Raw genomic sequence first — 14370 nt, forward strand, 5'->3', positions numbered from 1 at the left:
AAGATCGGCAACGACGCCGACCGAGCGGACCTACCGACCCCATGAAAGATCGAGGCTCGTACGAGACCGGCGTGGCGCGGATGGCGACGGGCGTATCGAGCAGCTCGACATCCAGTTCCTGAGTCTTGGTGTCTGTGTACAGCACGTTGGGCATGTTGACGGGGAGCCAGCCATCCGCTGGGCCGGCATGTGCCGCAAGAGGCTTGATCGGCATATCGGCGAAATCGCTCAGCGACACGGTGATGACGATCGGGGCGGGAGCGTCAGCCGCAGGCGCGTTGGCGTCAGCGCCCGTTCCTGCGGTGGGTGCGGCGGTACCGGGCGCGCGGCAGTCGTATCCCAGGAGCTCGCGGGACCCATTCCCTGAGTCGACGCGATTGATTTCGAGCGTGACCATATCTTGACTGCCGGCTTGCGTTCGGCGCGACGAGGGTGCGGCGAGAACATCTCCATTGCTGTTGATGTTGTAGTCAGTGCCGGCCTGACAGGCGTTGCGTGACGAGTTGCAGTTCGTCCCGCCTACGCCGGTGGTGCAGGAGTATCCGGTCTGGGTTTCTGCTGTTGTGGATTCGATGAAGAAGTCTGGGATTGGGGATCGCTTCGATTGGCTGGACTTGTTGTTGTCGCGTGCCGAAGAGTCTCTAGTGGGAGAGGTTCTTGGAGTCTTGCCGGTTGAGCTTTGATTGGTGGTTTGTTTTGAGCTCGTGGCCTCGGTCGCTTCGGTTTCAATCGATGAATCGCCAACGTTTCCAGTGGCTCTCGGCTTGGCAAATGAGGTGGTTGAGAAGCTTGCCATGCAAGCTACTATGGCCAGAATGGCAAGTAATCTAAGTATCGAAACCTGACTACTTGTGGGGTCACTCATCTTGCGGGCCCCATTCCGCCTTCAGTCCTCCGATAGTCCATGAGTTGCTAACCCAGGTCATGCCGCCAATCGCGTTGTACTCTATCGCCGGATAGGTTTCTCTGGAGTCGAAAGCCTCTGTGGGTCGCGTGTGGGGTTCGGTCGTGAATGTGTATCCAATCTCGTGATCGTAATTTGTTGACTCGTGAACCATGGTTCCAGAGTCTGAGATTGAAAATCTACTCCAGTATTCATTGTGTTCTTTTAGTGATATCACGTCTTCATTGAACTCGTCGCAGCTCTCGCAGTCGTCCGATTGGAGGGAGTCCAAAAGTTTGGTCTCGCCCGTCTGGTGTGCCCACATGGAGACGGCGATGTAGTACCGGAATGCTTGGGTTGCGCCGTCCGCGGTGTGCTCGTCCATGCCCGCGTAGTCGGCGGGATCGGGGGCGGGGATGTCGGCGGCTGCGACGGTCTTGCCGTCATCGCCCCCGTTGTCGCTCGAGGCAGCTCCACCGCCGTCGCTGGGGTCTGCGCCGCCGCCGTCGCTCGTGCTGACCTGCTCGGGAGGCTCCGTGACGGGGCCGTCACCCCCGACGTCGCACGCAGCAAACGTTAAGGTCAGAGCGGCGGCGGCCGCGATGGCGAGGAGGCGTCGGGACATGAGGAGGCTTTCCGGGAGTGCGTCAGGTCCCCTGAACGCTATACACAACGACCGCTCGCCGCCCCCGGACTACCGAGATTGTGGATGACCGATGGACCGGAACGCCTCGATGGTCTCGGCCGGATCCAGGACTGCGGCAGGGTGCGGACCCTCCCGCTTCCAGGCGCTTCGCCATGCCTCGACGTCCGGGGAGGTGAGCGCCCCGCCGGCCAGGAGCACCATGTTCCCGTCGGCCGGGCGGGTCAGGAGGGACGCATGGGTCAGGGTCCAGACCCCCGAGAGCCCGCGCTCCGAGGTGGCGTTCTCCAGCTCGCGGACCTGCTGGGCCACGAAGCGCTGGCCGGCGTCGTCGCCGATGTTCACCAGCAGCAGTCCGTCGGCCTCGAGGTGGTCGAGGGCTTCGAGATAGAAATCCTTGGCGGCGAGATGCGCGGGGGAGGACTCGCCGGAGAACACGTCGATCACGAGCGCATCGAAAGTTCGGTCGCCGAGCGCGGCGAGCTCCTCGCGCGCGTCGCCGATCAGCACCGTCAGATTCGTGCCCGCGGGCATCGGTAGGGCAGTGGTCACCAGCGTCGGCAGTTCGCGCTCGATCTCGATCACCAGCTGTGGCGAGCCCGGCCGGGTGGCCTGCACGTAGCGGGCGAGGGTGAGGGCGCCGGCGCCGAGATGGGCGATCCGGATCAGCTGTCCGTGAGGCCAGGCCTCATCGACGACGTTCGCCATCCGCCGCAGGTACTCGTGCACGATGTGCGTGGGGTCGGCCAGATCGACATGGGACTGCTCCACGCCACCGATCTGCAGCACCCAGCCGCCGTCGACCTCGTCCTTGACGATCCATGCGGGCTGATCGGAGAAGCTCAGCTGCGCGCTGCGCTGCGAGGCGGGAGTGAGGTCCGAGGTGGTCATGGCCTCATTGTGGTCGATGTTGTGCTCGCTGATGGTCACCGAGCGCCCAGCCCGATTCCACCTGGGACGATGGCTCGATGCAGACTCTCGACCTCGACGGCTGGATCTTCTCCCTCTATCGCGCAGGCGCCGGCGACGTGCCGGAGATCGTCGCGCTCCTGGCCGATGACGTGCTGGGCCGGGAGCGGGAGAGCTCGGACCTCGAGCCCTATGTGAGGGCCTTCGCCCGGATCGACGCCGACGAGAACCAGCTCCTGGTCGCCGTGCGCGACGAAGCAGAGAAGATCGTCGCGACGATGCAGCTCACGCTGATGCCGTCCCTGTCCCGCGGCGGCGCGACCCGTCTCCAGATCGAGGCGGTCCGGGTGGACTCCACCGTGCGCGGCGCAGGACTGGGCAGCGCCCTGTTTCAGTGGGCGCAGGAGTGGGGCCGGGAGCAGGGGGCGACACTCGCCCAGCTGACCACCGACGCCGCCCGCGTCGACGCGCACCGTTTCTATGAGCGCCTCGGATATGTCCCGAGCCATGTGGGGTTCAAGCGTCCCCTGTGAGGATTCGGCCCCGTGTCGCCGTCACGGTCGGCCTGTGTCGAGATCATGACGCCTGTACTGGGGTCCGTGGAGCAAGGAGCCTATTGCAATACGATACTGTGCTGTATTGTTTCTAACCATGAACGAGAGAGATGCTCCCCGTCCCGGGCGCCCGCGCAGCGTCGAGGCGGATCGGGTCGTGCTCGAGACCGCACTGGACCTGTTCATCGAGGGAGGCGTCGAGGCAGTCAAGACGGAGACTGTCGCGACGCGATCCGGGGTCACCCGCGCGACCGTCTATCGCCGGTATCCGCGGCGTGAGGATCTGGTGATCGCTGCCCTCTCGGAGGCATATCGCGTGCACTTGGAGCACCAGGCTCCGGAATATCCGAGCCTGGAAGATGCGGTCACCGGGATCGCGGGCGCCCTTGCCGACGCACGCGTGCGTCGGGTGCTCCGACGATTGATGTCCGTCCCCCATGACCACCCGAAGCTGTTCGCGGAGTACCGCGCGGCGACCGGTGCGACGGACAGGGACCAGATCATCCATCAGGCACTCGAGCGGGAATCTCTCCGCGGGAACTTTCCCGCGCACAGCGACCTGGAGATGGTCCAGACGCTGTTCGCGGCATCGATCAGCTCGCACCTGCTCACGCGTCCCGACGACGAGCCCGCCGAGCAGATCGTGGCCTTCCTGTACCGGGTGCTGGCTGCCCTCGGCCATCGCCAGAACGCAGACGACGCATCGAAGGAGCTCTGATGGCCACCGCCATCGCCGTCGAACGACTGGTGAAGCATTTCGGGCGGAATCGTGCGCTGGACGGGCTTGACCTGGAGGTCCACTCCGGGGAGGTCCATGGGTTCCTCGGCCCGAACGGTGCCGGGAAGTCCACCACCCTGCGTATCCTGATGGGTCTCCTGCGGCCCGACAGCGGCCGCGCGAGAGTTCTCGGCGCGGACCCGTGGAACGACGCTGTCGCGCTGCACCGACGCTTGGTCTATGTCCCTGGCGACGTCGAACTCTGGCCCACCCTCACCGGGGGAGAGGTGATCGATCTGCTCGGCAGGATGCGAGGCGGCCTCGACACGACCCGCCGCGCTGAACTGATCGAGCGATTCAGCCTCGACCCGGGCAAGAAGTCACGCACCTATTCCACCGGCAACCGGCAGAAGGTCGCTATGGTGGCGGCTTTCGCCTCGCACGCGGAGCTGCTGGTGCTCGACGAGCCGACGTCGGGCTTGGATCCCCTCATGGAGCTCGTGTTCCAGGAAGAGATCGAACGCGTCCGCGATGAAGGGCGGACCGTTCTGCTCTCCAGCCACATCCTGGCCGAGGTCGAGCGGCTTGCGGACCGGGTCAGCATCGTGCGCGACGGCGTGACCGTCGAACACGGCACCCTGGCTGATCTGCGACACCTCTCCGGAACGAACGTCGAGGTCACGACCAGTCGGCCAGTGACCGGCCTGGACGACCTGGCCGGTGTCGTCGACCTCGAGCAGGAGGGCTCTACGACGCGGTTCCTGGTCCACGGCGACGCGCTGGACGGCGCGCTCAAGCACGTTGGCGAGTTCGGCGTCACCGCCCTGCACAGCACTCCGCCGAGTCTGGAAGACCTCATGATCCGTCACTACGACGTGAGCAGGGGCGCGGACTCGCGGCGGCGGTCGCAGGCGGCGGAGGATCGGCAGGAGAACAGCGATGCGTGAGGACCTGACCGGTACCGGGCTGCTGCTGCGACTGGGGCTGCGACGGGACCGGCTGCGGCTGCCGATCTGGACGGTCGCGATCGCAGCCTTCGTGCCCTTCTTCTTCAGCTCCCTGGCCGACACGGCGGGGGAGGACCCGCAAGGCGCCGTGGACGACCTGGCCCAGGCGCAGACGATGCTCGCCATCTTCGCCGGGCCCGTCTACGGCCTGGACGCCGTGACCCTGCAGAAGTACTTCCTGATGTACAACCAGGAGTTCCTGATCGCCGCCGCGCTGATGAGCATTCTCCTGGTGGTTCGCCACACCCGGGGCGAGGAGCAGTCGGGGCGGGCCGAGCTGGTCCGTAGCGCCGTGATCGGACGGCACGCGCCGCTGACGGCGGCCCTGCTCGTCGGCGTGATCACGAACGCGGTGCTGGCGGCGCTGCTGTTCGTCGGCGCGCTGGGCATCGGATTCGGCGCGAGCGACGCCGCGCTGTACGGCGTCTCGATCGCAGCGACCGGACTGTTCTTCGCCGCCGTGACGGCCGTCGCCGTGCAGGTGGTCGAGAGCGGACGGGCCGCCGGCGGGATCGCCGGCGTCGTGCTCGCGGCGGCCTCCATCGGCCGGGGTGCTGCGGCGGCGCAGGGCGAGGACAGCGTCGCACTGTGGTTCTCGCCGATGGCGTGGGCGAACCTGACGAAACCGATCACGGACCCCACCTGGTGGCCTGTGCTGCTGACGATGGGGTCCGGCGCGGTCTTCGCCGCTGTCGGATACGCCCTGTCGGTGCGTCGCGACGTCGGGCTCGGCTTCTTCGCGCCGCGCCGTGGTCGGGTGGGGGCGAGCCGCTGGCTCTCCTCCCCGTTCGCTCTGGCGCTGCGCATGCAGCGTCGAACGATCCTGTGGTGGGCCTTGGCGATGGGGCTGCTGGGGATGGTCTGGGGCAGTCTGGTCGGCACCGCCGAGGCGATCGAGGGCAGCGAGGCGATGTTCGGCACCGAGCTGGAGCGCGGATACCTCAGTCTGCTCGGCGTGACGCAGACCCTCCTGGTGGGCGTCTTCGCTCTGACCTCGATGGCACGGGTGAGGTCCGAGGAGGTCGACGGCCGGTTGGACAGCGCGCTCGGCACGGCGACCGGCCGGTTCTCGTGGCTGGGATCCTGGACCCTGGTCACCGTCCTGGGTACGGGACTCCTCCTGCTGGTCTCGGGCCTGGGACTCGGCCTCGCGGCGTTCGGCGCCACCGGCCATGCCGCTCTCCTGAGCGCCTCGGTCGGCGGGGTCGTCGGCCGCTTTCCGGAGCTGCTGGCTCTGATCGGCATCTCAGCGCTGCTGTACGGCATCGGGCCGAGGTGGCAAGGGCTCACCTGGGTCGTCTTCGGGTACGGGGTGGTCATCCGGTTCTTCGGTCAGTCACTGCCGGATGCTGTGCAGCAGCTCTCGATCTTCCAGCACATCCCTCGGATGCCGGCCGAGGAGTTCTCGGTCGTCCCTCTCGTCTACCTGTCGGTGGGCGGCGTCGCGCTCGTCGGTGCCGCCCTGTTCGCGTTCCGGCACCGGGACCTCTGAACCCGTCGCGCCGCCCCCCGCAGCGGCTTTCTAGACGACACGCACCTGGCGTCGGCGGAACCCGAGCAGCCCCAGCACCGCGAGCAGGACCGCCGCGCCTGTCACGACCAGGAACGGTGCGAGGGTGAACTCTTCGATCGGTACGGCGGCCAGATGGTGCATCGGGGACAGAGCCAGGAGCCACGTGGGAAGGTCCAGCAGTGCGCCGAAGAGGTCGACGATGCCGATCAGCGCGACACTGGCCCACCCCAGGAGCGGCATCGCTCTCGGTATCCAGCCGTACAGGGCCACACACAGACCGAGCACGCCCAGCGCGGCCGGCACGACGGCCAGGTGAGCGGCCAGGAGCTCTCGCACCAGGGCGCCGTCCCCGGTCACCCCGGCGGCGGCGATCCCGGTGCCCATTCCGGTGATCACGCTGATCAGCAGCACCCCGAGGGCGATGGTGACCACGTGCGCGGCACTCCATCCGACGCGGCTGACGGGGGTCGCCAGCACCGCGTCGGTGCGGCCGCTGTCCTCCTCGGTGCGCAGAGTCTGCATCGCGTACACGGCGTAGGCGGCGGCGAAGACGGTCACGAAGGACCCGAGGAACGCCACGTAGCCCTGTACCAGACCCTCGCTCCCGAACACGGCCCGCAGCTCCTCCGGCATGCCCTCGCCCGCGTCGATCATCGACTGGGTGAATGCGCCGTCGATGACGCCGAGCAGCAGGATGCCGGAACCCCAGCCGAGGAGACCGCCGCGCTGCAGCCGAGCGGCGAGGCCCACGGGGTGGCCGAGTGACGCGCGCGCCCGGCCGGCGCCGGGGCGGGTGGCCATGAGGCTCGCTCCGAAATCTCGCCGGCGCTGCAGGGCGAAGGCCGCGGTGATGGTGACTGCCGCCAGAGCGACCAGCAGCAGCAGTGGGGCCCATCGGTCATGGACGTAGGGGGCGGTCTGTGCCGCCCACCCCAGCGGTGAGGCCCACGAGAGGGCGGAGCCGCCGACCGCGGCCATATCTCCCAGCGCGCGCAGGAGGAAGGCGGCGCCGAGGACGCCGCCTGCCATGCCGGCTGCCGGCCGGGAGAACTCGCTGAGCTGGACGGTGATGGTCGTGATGCCGGTGAACGCCAGTCCGGTCAGGCCCGTGGCCAGTCCGACCAGGGCTGAGCCGGCGGCCGGATACCCCATGGCGAGGGCGACGGCGGTGACGAGCGCTGTCGTCGCCGCATTGGCAAGGCCGGCGACGAGCAGAGTGGCCGTCAGGGCGGTATGACGCCCGGTGACATTGGCACGGATCAGCTCCGCCCGCCCGGACTCTTCCTCCCCGCGGGTGTGGCGGGTGACCAGGAAGATGCTCATCAGCGCCGCCAGGATGAACAGGTAGGGGACATAGCCGGCCGCGAAGAACCGCTCGTAGGTGGGGGCGTCCATCCCGAAGGCCGGCCCGGTGAACATCCGGCCGACCGGCTGCGACAGCAACGCGGTCATCTCAGCCAGGTTCTCCTCGCTCGGCGCCAGCTGGGGGAGGGCGGCTCCGATGTACAGCACCAGCAGGCCGTGGGCACCGATCCAGACCGGCAGGCGGATCCGATCCCGGCGCAGGATGAGCCGGAGCATCGTGCCGGTCCCCGCCAATGTCGAGGAGCCGCCCGGGTCGGGTCCGCGCCGGGTGCGTGACGTCGTCGGCGCGGTCATCGGGCCGTCTCCTGCTCGAGGGTCGACCCCGTGCCATCGTCGGTGGACCCCGTGACATCGTCAGAGGAGTCGCCGTAATGGCGCATCAGCAGCTGCTCCAGCGTCGGGGGATGTGCGACCAGGGAGCGCACGCCGAGCGGCGCCAGGGCGCGGACCACCTCGTCGACCCGGTCCCCGTCGACCCGGAAGGACACGGCCGCCCCCTCGATGCTCAGGTCATGGACACCGGCGATCTCGTCCAGGCCCTCCGGGACCCGGTCGGTCTCAGCGACGAACGTGGTGCGCGTCATGTGGCGAAGCTCCGACAGGCTGCCTGTCTCGACGATGCGGCCTTGGCGCACGATCGAGATCCGGTCTGCCAGGGCCTCGACCTGGGCGAGGATGTGGCTCGACAGCAGAACCGTGCGACCCGCCGCCTTCACCTCACCGATGGCCTGCTGGAAGACGGCCTCCATCAACGGATCGAGGCCGGCAGTGGGCTCGTCGAGCAGCAGCAGGTCCACGTCGGAGGCGAGCGCGGAGATCAGCGCCACCTTCTGCCGATTGCCCTTGGAGTAGGTGCGAGCCTTCTTAGTCGGGTCCAGGTCGAAGCGTTCGCACAGGTCATCCCGGTGCGCGCGGTCCCACCTGCCGCGCAGCCGGGCGAAGATGTCGATCGCCTCGCCGCCGGTGAGGTTGGGCCAGAGCTCGACATCGCCGGGCACGTAGGCGAGCCGCCGGTGCAGCGCGACGGCGTCGTGCCAGGGATCGCCGCCCAGCAGGCTGACGGTGCCGCCGTCGGCGCGCAGCAGTCCCAGCAGCACGCGCATCGTCGTCGACTTGCCGGCACCGTTGGGGCCCAGGAAGCCGTGCACCTCGCCCGGCGCGACCTCGAGGTCCAGTCCGTCCAGTGCACGGGTGCTGCCGAAAGTCTTGATCAGGCCTCGCGCGGAGACCGCGGGGGCGTCGTTCATGGTGATCTCACTGCTCCTTCTCGTCGTCTCGTGCGGGCTCGTCGTCTCGTGCGCGGCCGGCGTCGGGAGGCTCGCGGTCGCCGCCTGCCTCGGCGTCCGCTGCCGCAGGGTCATCGAGGGCCGCGGACAGGCGGTCGAAGCTGCCCTGCTGCACCAGTCCCTGGGTGTAGAGCTCGACCGCCGGGCGCAGGTACCGGTGCAGGCTCTCCGGCGGGGTGCTGTCGGCGAGGAAGTCGGCCCCGAGCAGCCGATGCACGTGCTCGTGCAGGGTCAAGGCACCAAGGGACCAGATCACCAGCAAAGCGGCACGGTCGCGCGGGACGGCGCTGGGCTTGATCAGGCCGGCTCGCTCGCCCTGGGCGAGGTAGGCCACGGCATCGTCGATCATGTCGTCGATCAGAGTCGACGTGTGGGTCCCGCCTTCGGTCAGAGCGCGGGTGAGGTAGCGCAGCAGCGGTCGCCCGTCCTGCATCCGACGCAGGGCGAGGAACGGATCGAACTGGTTCTCCTCGTCGACCGTCTCCTCCTTGCGCACGCGGACCATGTGCGCGACGTGCTCATCGCAGGCGGCGCGCAGTCCCGCCTTGGACTGGTAGTGATGCACGATCAGCGGTTGGGAGACGCCCGCACGGGCGGCGATCGCCTTCAGGGGCGTCGCCCGGAACCCGTGCTCTCCGAAGAGGTCGATCGCTGCTTCCAGGATGCGCTCCGCCCCGGTGGGCGCTCTGTCCGTTTCCGTCTCCATGCGTGGTCTCCTCGGTGGTCGTGACGGCTCGATCGGCGTGCGCCGACCGAGGGTGGGGGATGGGGCAGCGACTCAGCTGTGTCCCGCAGCGATGTTCTCCAGGACGCGGACGGCGGTGCCCGTGCCGTCCTCCTGCTGGAGCCGATCTGCGACGGCGGCTGCCTGTCGGGAGAACTGAGGGTCGACGACGAGCTGTTGCAGGCGGTCGGCGAGCACCGGGACGGTCAGCTTCCGCAGGGCCACGGGCTCCGGACCGGCTCCCAGCGCCGCCACCCTCTGTCCCCAGAAGGCCTGGTCGCCCAGCACCGGAGCGACCAGGGCGGGCCTGCCCGCCCGCAGTCCGGCAGCGGTGGTCCCGGCTCCGCCGTGGTGCACCACGGCGCTGACGCGTGGGAACAGGAGATCGTGCGGGGCTTCGTCGAGGGTGAGGATCCGCGGGGAAGTCTCCTGCAGGTCCACTCCTCCCCAGCCGGTGGCGACGACGGCTCGGATCCCGGCGCGGTCCACTGCCTCGGCGATGAGCCGGCCACGCTCGGCGGCGCGCTTGCCGAACCCCATGCTCCCGAACCCGATGTAGACGGTCGGATCCTCGGAGTCCAGAAACTCCGCCAGGTGGGCAGGTGGTGTCCACTCGTTGCCGCTGCGGTGCCAGTAGCCGGTCACGTGCGCGGTGCCGGGGTAGTCGGCAGGCACCGGGACGACGTGCTCGCTGAAGCCGTACAGCACCGGCACGCGCGACCCGTCGGCCGTGTGGAGGTAATCGGAGAACCGGCTCATCCGGTCGAGGCCGAGGACTCGACGACGGAACGTGGTGATCATGCCGCCGTAGGCGATCGCGCTGAATCGGTTGACGTGATAGCTGGCTCGATTGACGGGACCGGTCAGCGGACGGCTGATGAACGGGACCGGGAAGGCGCTCGTGGGGGTGAGGAACGGCAGCGGGATCGAGGCCACCACAGGGATCCCCAGTCGCTGCGCGATGTGGACGCCGCCGAGAGCCTTGGGGTGGGTGACGATCAGGGTCGGCTCGACCCGCTGCGCGGCACGCCACTGCTCCACGAGCGATGCCCTCATGGCCGTCGTCATGCGGGTGATGAGCCGGAAGGAATCGGCGGGCCCGGCCATCTCGGCCATGCTGCCGCGCACGAGGCGGAGCATCTCGGTGCCCATCGGTTCGAACCCCGCGCCGCAGGCCTCGGCGTCGGCACGGAACTCCTCCGGTGCACAGACGACGGCCTCGTGCCCCTCGAGGCGCAAACGCGCGGCCAGCGCGATATAGGGGTCCACATCGCCCCGGGTGCCGAACGTCAGGATCAGAACTCTCACGACGCACATCTCCTTCTGGTCCATCTGGTCGCGCTGCAGGAGTCGACTGGTGACGGGGTGCGGTGGACCTGTCAGAACTCCGGTTCCCCGTCGGCTGAATGCACGGTCAGCGTAGGACTGACTGAACAGTCAGTCAAGGCCACGAAGATCGTCAGTCGTTCCCGAGCTCCAGCCGGGCCCAGGCGTGACGGGTGAGGAGCGCCCCGACGATGGCGACCGTGAAGGGTGCGAGCAGAAGAGCGGGGTGGATGGTGTCGCCGGGGGCCGCCCACAGCACGGGAATCGCCCAGGGGATGACCTGGCCCAGGCCGAAGCCCGCGGCGATGTTGGTGACCACGACGAGCGCCAGGGTCGCGGCGATGCCGGCGAGATATCCATGACCCACGGTGGCTATCCACATGACCGGCAGGGCGCTGAGCCCGAGGAGCGCGGCGACCAGGAAGACGGCGAGCGCACTGCGTGCCGCCCCGTCCCCGGGCAGGCCGAGGGCCAGCCCGGCGGCCGTGACCAGGAAGCTCTCGGCGGCAGCCAGAAGGAGTGCCCAGATGGCGGCGGCGCACACCTTGGCGTCAGCGATCGTGGATCTCGCAGCAGGCAGTGCGAACAGGCCGACGATGGTGCTATCAGTGAATTCTCGCCCGACGCTCCAGGCCATGACGATGCCGACCGCGAGCAGGGAGGTGATGCCGACGCTCGTGGTGGCCAGGGCGGTGTAGCCGGCCCATCCGGGAGCAGTGACCAGGGCAGCCGCTTGGCGACCCATGTCGGTCTCCGCCGAATACTGGGCCGTGGCGTACCCACCGGCCGTCGTGACGAGAACGAGGACCAGTGTCGAGACGGTCGCAATGCGGGAGACCAGGGCGCGGGAGAGCTTTCGTGCCTCCAGCGCATAGGCTGCCCGCCTCGGCGAGGTCATGGCCGGCCCTCGGCGATGTCGGCAGCCAGCACGACCTCGAAGAAGCGACGCTCGAGATCCGGTCCATCCGGGGCGAGGGAGTCGCGGACTCGTCCACGGTGCAGGATGTCGACCTGGTCGGCGATCCGAGCGACTTCATCGAAGTGGTGGCTGGTGACGAGCGCTGCGCCCCCGTCGCGGGTGAACGCGGTGATGAGCTCGCGCAGTCCCACGACTGCCAGCGGGTCCAGGCCGTTCGTCGGCTCGTCGAGGACCACCAGGTCCGGCCGGTGGGCGAAGGCGGCCGCCAGGCCGACCTTCTGCCTGGTGCCCAGCGAGAGCCGCGCGGCCGGGATGTCCAGCCATGGGGTCATCCTCAGGATGTCCCCGAGGTCGCGGATCGACTCCTGGACCATGAGTCCGGAGGCGCCATGGAGCCGTGCTGCTGCGGCGATGTTCTCTCGGGCCGTCAGCTCGGGATAGGAGAACGGCATCTCGACCAGGTGGCCGACGCGGCCCCAGAGGTCGCCGCGGGCGGACCCGATGTCCTGGCCGTGGATCCGGATGGATCCGCTGTCGGGGTGGAGCATGCCGAGCATCACCCGCAGCGCGGTGGTCTTTCCCGCACCGTTGAGGCCGACCAGGGCTCGGCACGTGCCGGCGTCCACGGTCAGATCCAGTCCCTCCAGCACCGGACGTGCCCGCAGGGAGCGCCGGACGTCGATCACCTCCAGCGCGTGCGTCATCCTGCGTCCTGGAGCAGGCTGAGAAGGCTCTCGCGCAAGGCCTGGTCCGCGAAGGTCCGGTCGGGCTCGGTACCCCAATGGATCAGGACGGCCGTCGCCGCACCCATCACTGCTCCGGCTGCGGTGCGCGCGGCCAGGGCGGACGTCCCGGGGGTGCCCAGGGCTTCGGAGATCGCGTCCTGGCTCGCCTGCCCGGACCTCCACAGCGCCGAGCGCAGCTCGGGCGTCGAGGTGATCAGGCGGAGGCGCCGACGGAACTGCGCCGATCGCATCTCCGCCGTGGCCTCCTCGTGCTGCATGGCCGACACCAGGCCTCGCACAGCCCGTTCGAGGGCAGGCAGCTGGGTCGGCTGGCTCGCGACCGCCGCGGCGATCACCGGGTCGAACAGGTCGCCCACCACCACGTCCCCCTTGGACGGGAAGTGCCGGAAGAACGTCATGTGTGAGACGCCGGCTTCATGGGCGATTGCGGCCACGGACGTCTCGGCGTAGCCGTGCGCCTCGAACAGCGTCACGGCGCACCGCTGGAGACGTTCGCGGGTGGTGGTCGACGACGTCGTCATGCGGCGATGTTACTCCCTCACAGTGAGTGAATAACACCCCTCGTTCGTCACGGAGAGAAGGGCTCTCGGCTCCCCGCCGAGACAACCTCGAAGGCGGTCCCCGACGCGACGCCGACGCCGTCACCGTCGAGCGCCCGAGTGCACGTGCACATGAAGATGCTTGGAGTCCTGGTAGGCACCCAGGTTGGTGAGCACGGCAGCGGCGCCGTGCTCTCGTTCGACGTCCCGGGCGATCTGCTGGACGGCGCTCAGCAGGGCGCGAAGGTCCGCCTCGTCCTCGGGGCCCGCCGTGGTCAGGGAGGCGATGTGCCGCGTGGGGATCACCACGATGTGCACGTCCCAGAAGGGACGGGTGTGGTGGAAGGCGAGCACGCGCCGGCCCTCGTGGACCACGTCCAGAGCTCCGGGGTCGGGGATCGCGACGTCGCAGTAGAAGTCGGATCCGGTGTAGAAGGTCTCGTCCGCCATGCCCCCAGTATCGCGGTCATCACCGTGGGTAGGCTGAGGCCACGGTGACCGGAGAGGGGACCTGATGACCCAGGATGCGAAGAGCACGAGCGTCGAGACCGAGCGCGACGAGGTGCTGGCGGAGCTGGCCGCCCTCGAGGACCCCACGGCCCGCGCGGTCAATGAGAGGCGCGGCGACGACCACGGCGTGAACCTCACGAAGCTGCGCGCGATCGCCAAGCGGCTGAAGGCCCGTCCCGATCTGGCCCGCGAGCTGTGGGGGACCGGCGACAGCGCCGCGAAGCTCCTCGCGATCCTCCTCTCGCGCCCGAAGGACTTCGAGCAGGCCGAGCTCGACGCGATGCTCCGGGAGGCCGGTTCACCCAAGGTGCACGACTGGCTCGTGAACTATCTCGCGATGAAGGGCCCGCACCGCGAGGCCCTGAGGAAGGCCTGGTTCGCCGACGCGGACCCCGTGGTCGCGAGCGCCGGCTGGGCACTGACCAGCGACCGTGTGGTGAAGACGCCCGACGGGATCGGCCAGGCCGCGCTGCTGGATCTCATCGAAGAGCAGATGCAGGACGCCCCCGCACGTCTGCAGTGGGCCATGAACACCTGCCTCGCCCAGATCGGCATCACCAACCCCGAGCTGCGGGAGCGTGCGCGGGACATCGGGGTGCGCCTGGAAGTGCTCAAGGACTACCCGACGCCGCCGAACTGCACCTCACCGTTCGCGCCGATCTGGATCGACGAGATGGTCCGACGGAACAGCGGGGGCTGAGAGCTCGTCAGCTCGTCGTCCAGTCACC

At 68.7% G+C, this 14370-nt stretch carries 15 protein-coding genes and 1 pseudogene; 5 read left to right on the plus strand and 11 right to left on the minus strand.

From position 1 onward, the window contains the following. From INT49_RS15090 to INT49_RS15100, 3 genes and pseudogenes are all read right to left on the minus strand, one after another. Positions 1–796 (minus strand): annotated as a pseudogene (locus INT49_RS15090) (hypothetical protein); the annotation flags it as partial. Between the two features lie 61 nt (positions 797–857). After that, positions 858–1508 carry a DUF6318 family protein gene (locus tag INT49_RS15095; RefSeq protein WP_193118581.1) on the minus strand — a complete coding sequence of 217 codons (651 nt, stop codon included), beginning with the start codon at positions 1506–1508 and terminating at the stop codon, positions 858–860. A gap of 69 nt (positions 1509–1577) precedes the next feature. Further along, positions 1578–2417, minus strand: a complete 840-nt coding sequence (locus INT49_RS15100; protein WP_193118582.1) for a spermidine synthase — start codon at positions 2415–2417, stop codon at positions 1578–1580. A 77-nt stretch (positions 2418–2494) separates the two neighbouring features. Here INT49_RS15100 and INT49_RS15105 point away from each other — a divergent pair, with 77 nt between their 5' ends. The 4 genes from INT49_RS15105 (at position 2495) to INT49_RS15120 (ending at position 6206) form a co-directional block, all read left to right on the plus strand. Then, positions 2495–2968, plus strand: a complete 474-nt coding sequence (locus INT49_RS15105) for a GNAT family N-acetyltransferase (RefSeq protein WP_193118583.1) — start codon at positions 2495–2497, stop codon at positions 2966–2968. Between the two features lie 118 nt (positions 2969–3086). Continuing rightward, complete coding sequence (locus tag INT49_RS15110) at positions 3087–3707, plus strand: TetR/AcrR family transcriptional regulator (protein ID WP_193118584.1); 621 nt, start codon at positions 3087–3089, stop codon at positions 3705–3707. Next, positions 3707–4654 (plus strand): ABC transporter ATP-binding protein, encoded by a 948-nt coding sequence (locus INT49_RS15115; protein WP_193118585.1) that lies wholly within the window; start codon positions 3707–3709, stop codon positions 4652–4654. The genes INT49_RS15110 and INT49_RS15115 overlap by 1 nt, the downstream gene beginning before the upstream one ends. Continuing rightward, a complete protein-coding gene (locus INT49_RS15120) occupies positions 4647–6206 on the plus strand; it encodes an ABC transporter permease (protein WP_193118586.1) in 1560 nt (519 codons plus the stop codon). The genes INT49_RS15115 and INT49_RS15120 overlap by 8 nt, the downstream gene beginning before the upstream one ends. A 30-nt stretch (positions 6207–6236) precedes the next feature. Here the strand turns inward: INT49_RS15120 and INT49_RS15125 are convergent, their stop codons facing one another. From INT49_RS15125 to INT49_RS15160, 8 genes are all read right to left on the minus strand, one after another. Further along, positions 6237–7886 (minus strand): ABC transporter permease, encoded by a 1650-nt coding sequence (locus INT49_RS15125; protein WP_193118587.1) that lies wholly within the window; start codon positions 7884–7886, stop codon positions 6237–6239. After that, a complete protein-coding gene (locus tag INT49_RS15130) occupies positions 7883–8839 on the minus strand; it encodes an ABC transporter ATP-binding protein (protein WP_193118588.1) in 957 nt (318 codons plus the stop codon). The genes INT49_RS15125 and INT49_RS15130 overlap by 4 nt, the downstream gene beginning before the upstream one ends. 7 nt (positions 8840–8846) lie before the next feature. Then, positions 8847–9584 carry a TetR family transcriptional regulator gene (locus INT49_RS15135; protein ID WP_193118589.1) on the minus strand — a complete coding sequence of 246 codons (738 nt, stop codon included), beginning with the start codon at positions 9582–9584 and terminating at the stop codon, positions 8847–8849. Between the two features lie 72 nt (positions 9585–9656). Further along, on the minus strand, positions 9657–10910 hold the full coding sequence (locus tag INT49_RS15140) for a glycosyltransferase (protein WP_193118590.1): 1254 nt from the start codon (positions 10908–10910) through the stop codon (positions 9657–9659). Positions 10911–11061: 151 nt separating this feature from the next. Further along, positions 11062–11826 carry an ABC transporter permease gene (locus INT49_RS15145; protein ID WP_193118591.1) on the minus strand — a complete coding sequence of 255 codons (765 nt, stop codon included), beginning with the start codon at positions 11824–11826 and terminating at the stop codon, positions 11062–11064. Then, the gene (locus INT49_RS15150) at positions 11823–12551 is read right to left on the minus strand and encodes an ABC transporter ATP-binding protein (RefSeq protein ID WP_193118592.1); all 729 of its coding nucleotides are present in this window, start codon (positions 12549–12551) and stop codon (positions 11823–11825) included. Before INT49_RS15150 ends, INT49_RS15145 begins: the two co-directional genes overlap by 4 nt. Continuing rightward, entirely contained in the window at positions 12548–13114 is a 567-nt protein-coding gene (locus tag INT49_RS15155) for a TetR/AcrR family transcriptional regulator (RefSeq protein WP_193118593.1), read from the minus strand. The genes INT49_RS15150 and INT49_RS15155 overlap by 4 nt, the downstream gene beginning before the upstream one ends. A 120-nt stretch (positions 13115–13234) precedes the next feature. Continuing rightward, the gene (locus INT49_RS15160) at positions 13235–13582 is read right to left on the minus strand and encodes an HIT family protein (protein WP_193118594.1); all 348 of its coding nucleotides are present in this window, start codon (positions 13580–13582) and stop codon (positions 13235–13237) included. Between the two features lie 64 nt (positions 13583–13646). On the opposite strand from INT49_RS15160, the gene INT49_RS15165 reads away from it, so the two are divergent. Beyond that, positions 13647–14342 carry a DNA alkylation repair protein gene (locus tag INT49_RS15165; RefSeq protein WP_193118595.1) on the plus strand — a complete coding sequence of 232 codons (696 nt, stop codon included), beginning with the start codon at positions 13647–13649 and terminating at the stop codon, positions 14340–14342. The last annotated feature ends 28 nt before the right edge of the window (positions 14343–14370 follow it).

This window comes from Brachybacterium tyrofermentans (genome assembly GCF_014897585.1).
GTDB lineage: Bacteria > Actinomycetota > Actinomycetes > Actinomycetales > Dermabacteraceae > Brachybacterium > Brachybacterium tyrofermentans.

Excerpts from the sequence above, each read along its gene's own strand:
- INT49_RS15095 (WP_193118581.1), bottom strand. The coding sequence starts at position 1,508 with ATGTCCCGACGCCTCCTCGCCATCGCGGCCGCCGCCGCTCTGACCTTA.
- INT49_RS15100 (WP_193118582.1), bottom strand. The coding sequence starts at position 2,417 with ATGACCACCTCGGACCTCACTCCCGCCTCGCAGCGCAGCGCGCAGCTG.
- INT49_RS15105 (WP_193118583.1), top strand. The coding sequence starts at position 2,495 with ATGCAGACTCTCGACCTCGACGGCTGGATCTTCTCCCTCTATCGCGCA.
- INT49_RS15110 (WP_193118584.1), top strand. The coding sequence starts at position 3,087 with ATGAACGAGAGAGATGCTCCCCGTCCCGGGCGCCCGCGCAGCGTCGAG.
- INT49_RS15115 (WP_193118585.1), top strand. The coding sequence starts at position 3,707 with ATGGCCACCGCCATCGCCGTCGAACGACTGGTGAAGCATTTCGGGCGG.
- INT49_RS15120 (WP_193118586.1), top strand. The coding sequence starts at position 4,647 with ATGCGTGAGGACCTGACCGGTACCGGGCTGCTGCTGCGACTGGGGCTG.
- INT49_RS15125 (WP_193118587.1), bottom strand. The coding sequence starts at position 7,886 with ATGACCGCGCCGACGACGTCACGCACCCGGCGCGGACCCGACCCGGGC.
- INT49_RS15130 (WP_193118588.1), bottom strand. The coding sequence starts at position 8,839 with ATGAACGACGCCCCCGCGGTCTCCGCGCGAGGCCTGATCAAGACTTTC.
- INT49_RS15135 (WP_193118589.1), bottom strand. The coding sequence starts at position 9,584 with ATGGAGACGGAAACGGACAGAGCGCCCACCGGGGCGGAGCGCATCCTG.
- INT49_RS15145 (WP_193118591.1), bottom strand. The coding sequence starts at position 11,826 with ATGACCTCGCCGAGGCGGGCAGCCTATGCGCTGGAGGCACGAAAGCTC.
- INT49_RS15150 (WP_193118592.1), bottom strand. The coding sequence starts at position 12,551 with ATGACGCACGCGCTGGAGGTGATCGACGTCCGGCGCTCCCTGCGGGCA.
- INT49_RS15155 (WP_193118593.1), bottom strand. The coding sequence starts at position 13,114 with ATGACGACGTCGTCGACCACCACCCGCGAACGTCTCCAGCGGTGCGCC.
- INT49_RS15160 (WP_193118594.1), bottom strand. The coding sequence starts at position 13,582 with ATGGCGGACGAGACCTTCTACACCGGATCCGACTTCTACTGCGACGTC.
- INT49_RS15165 (WP_193118595.1), top strand. The coding sequence starts at position 13,647 with ATGACCCAGGATGCGAAGAGCACGAGCGTCGAGACCGAGCGCGACGAG.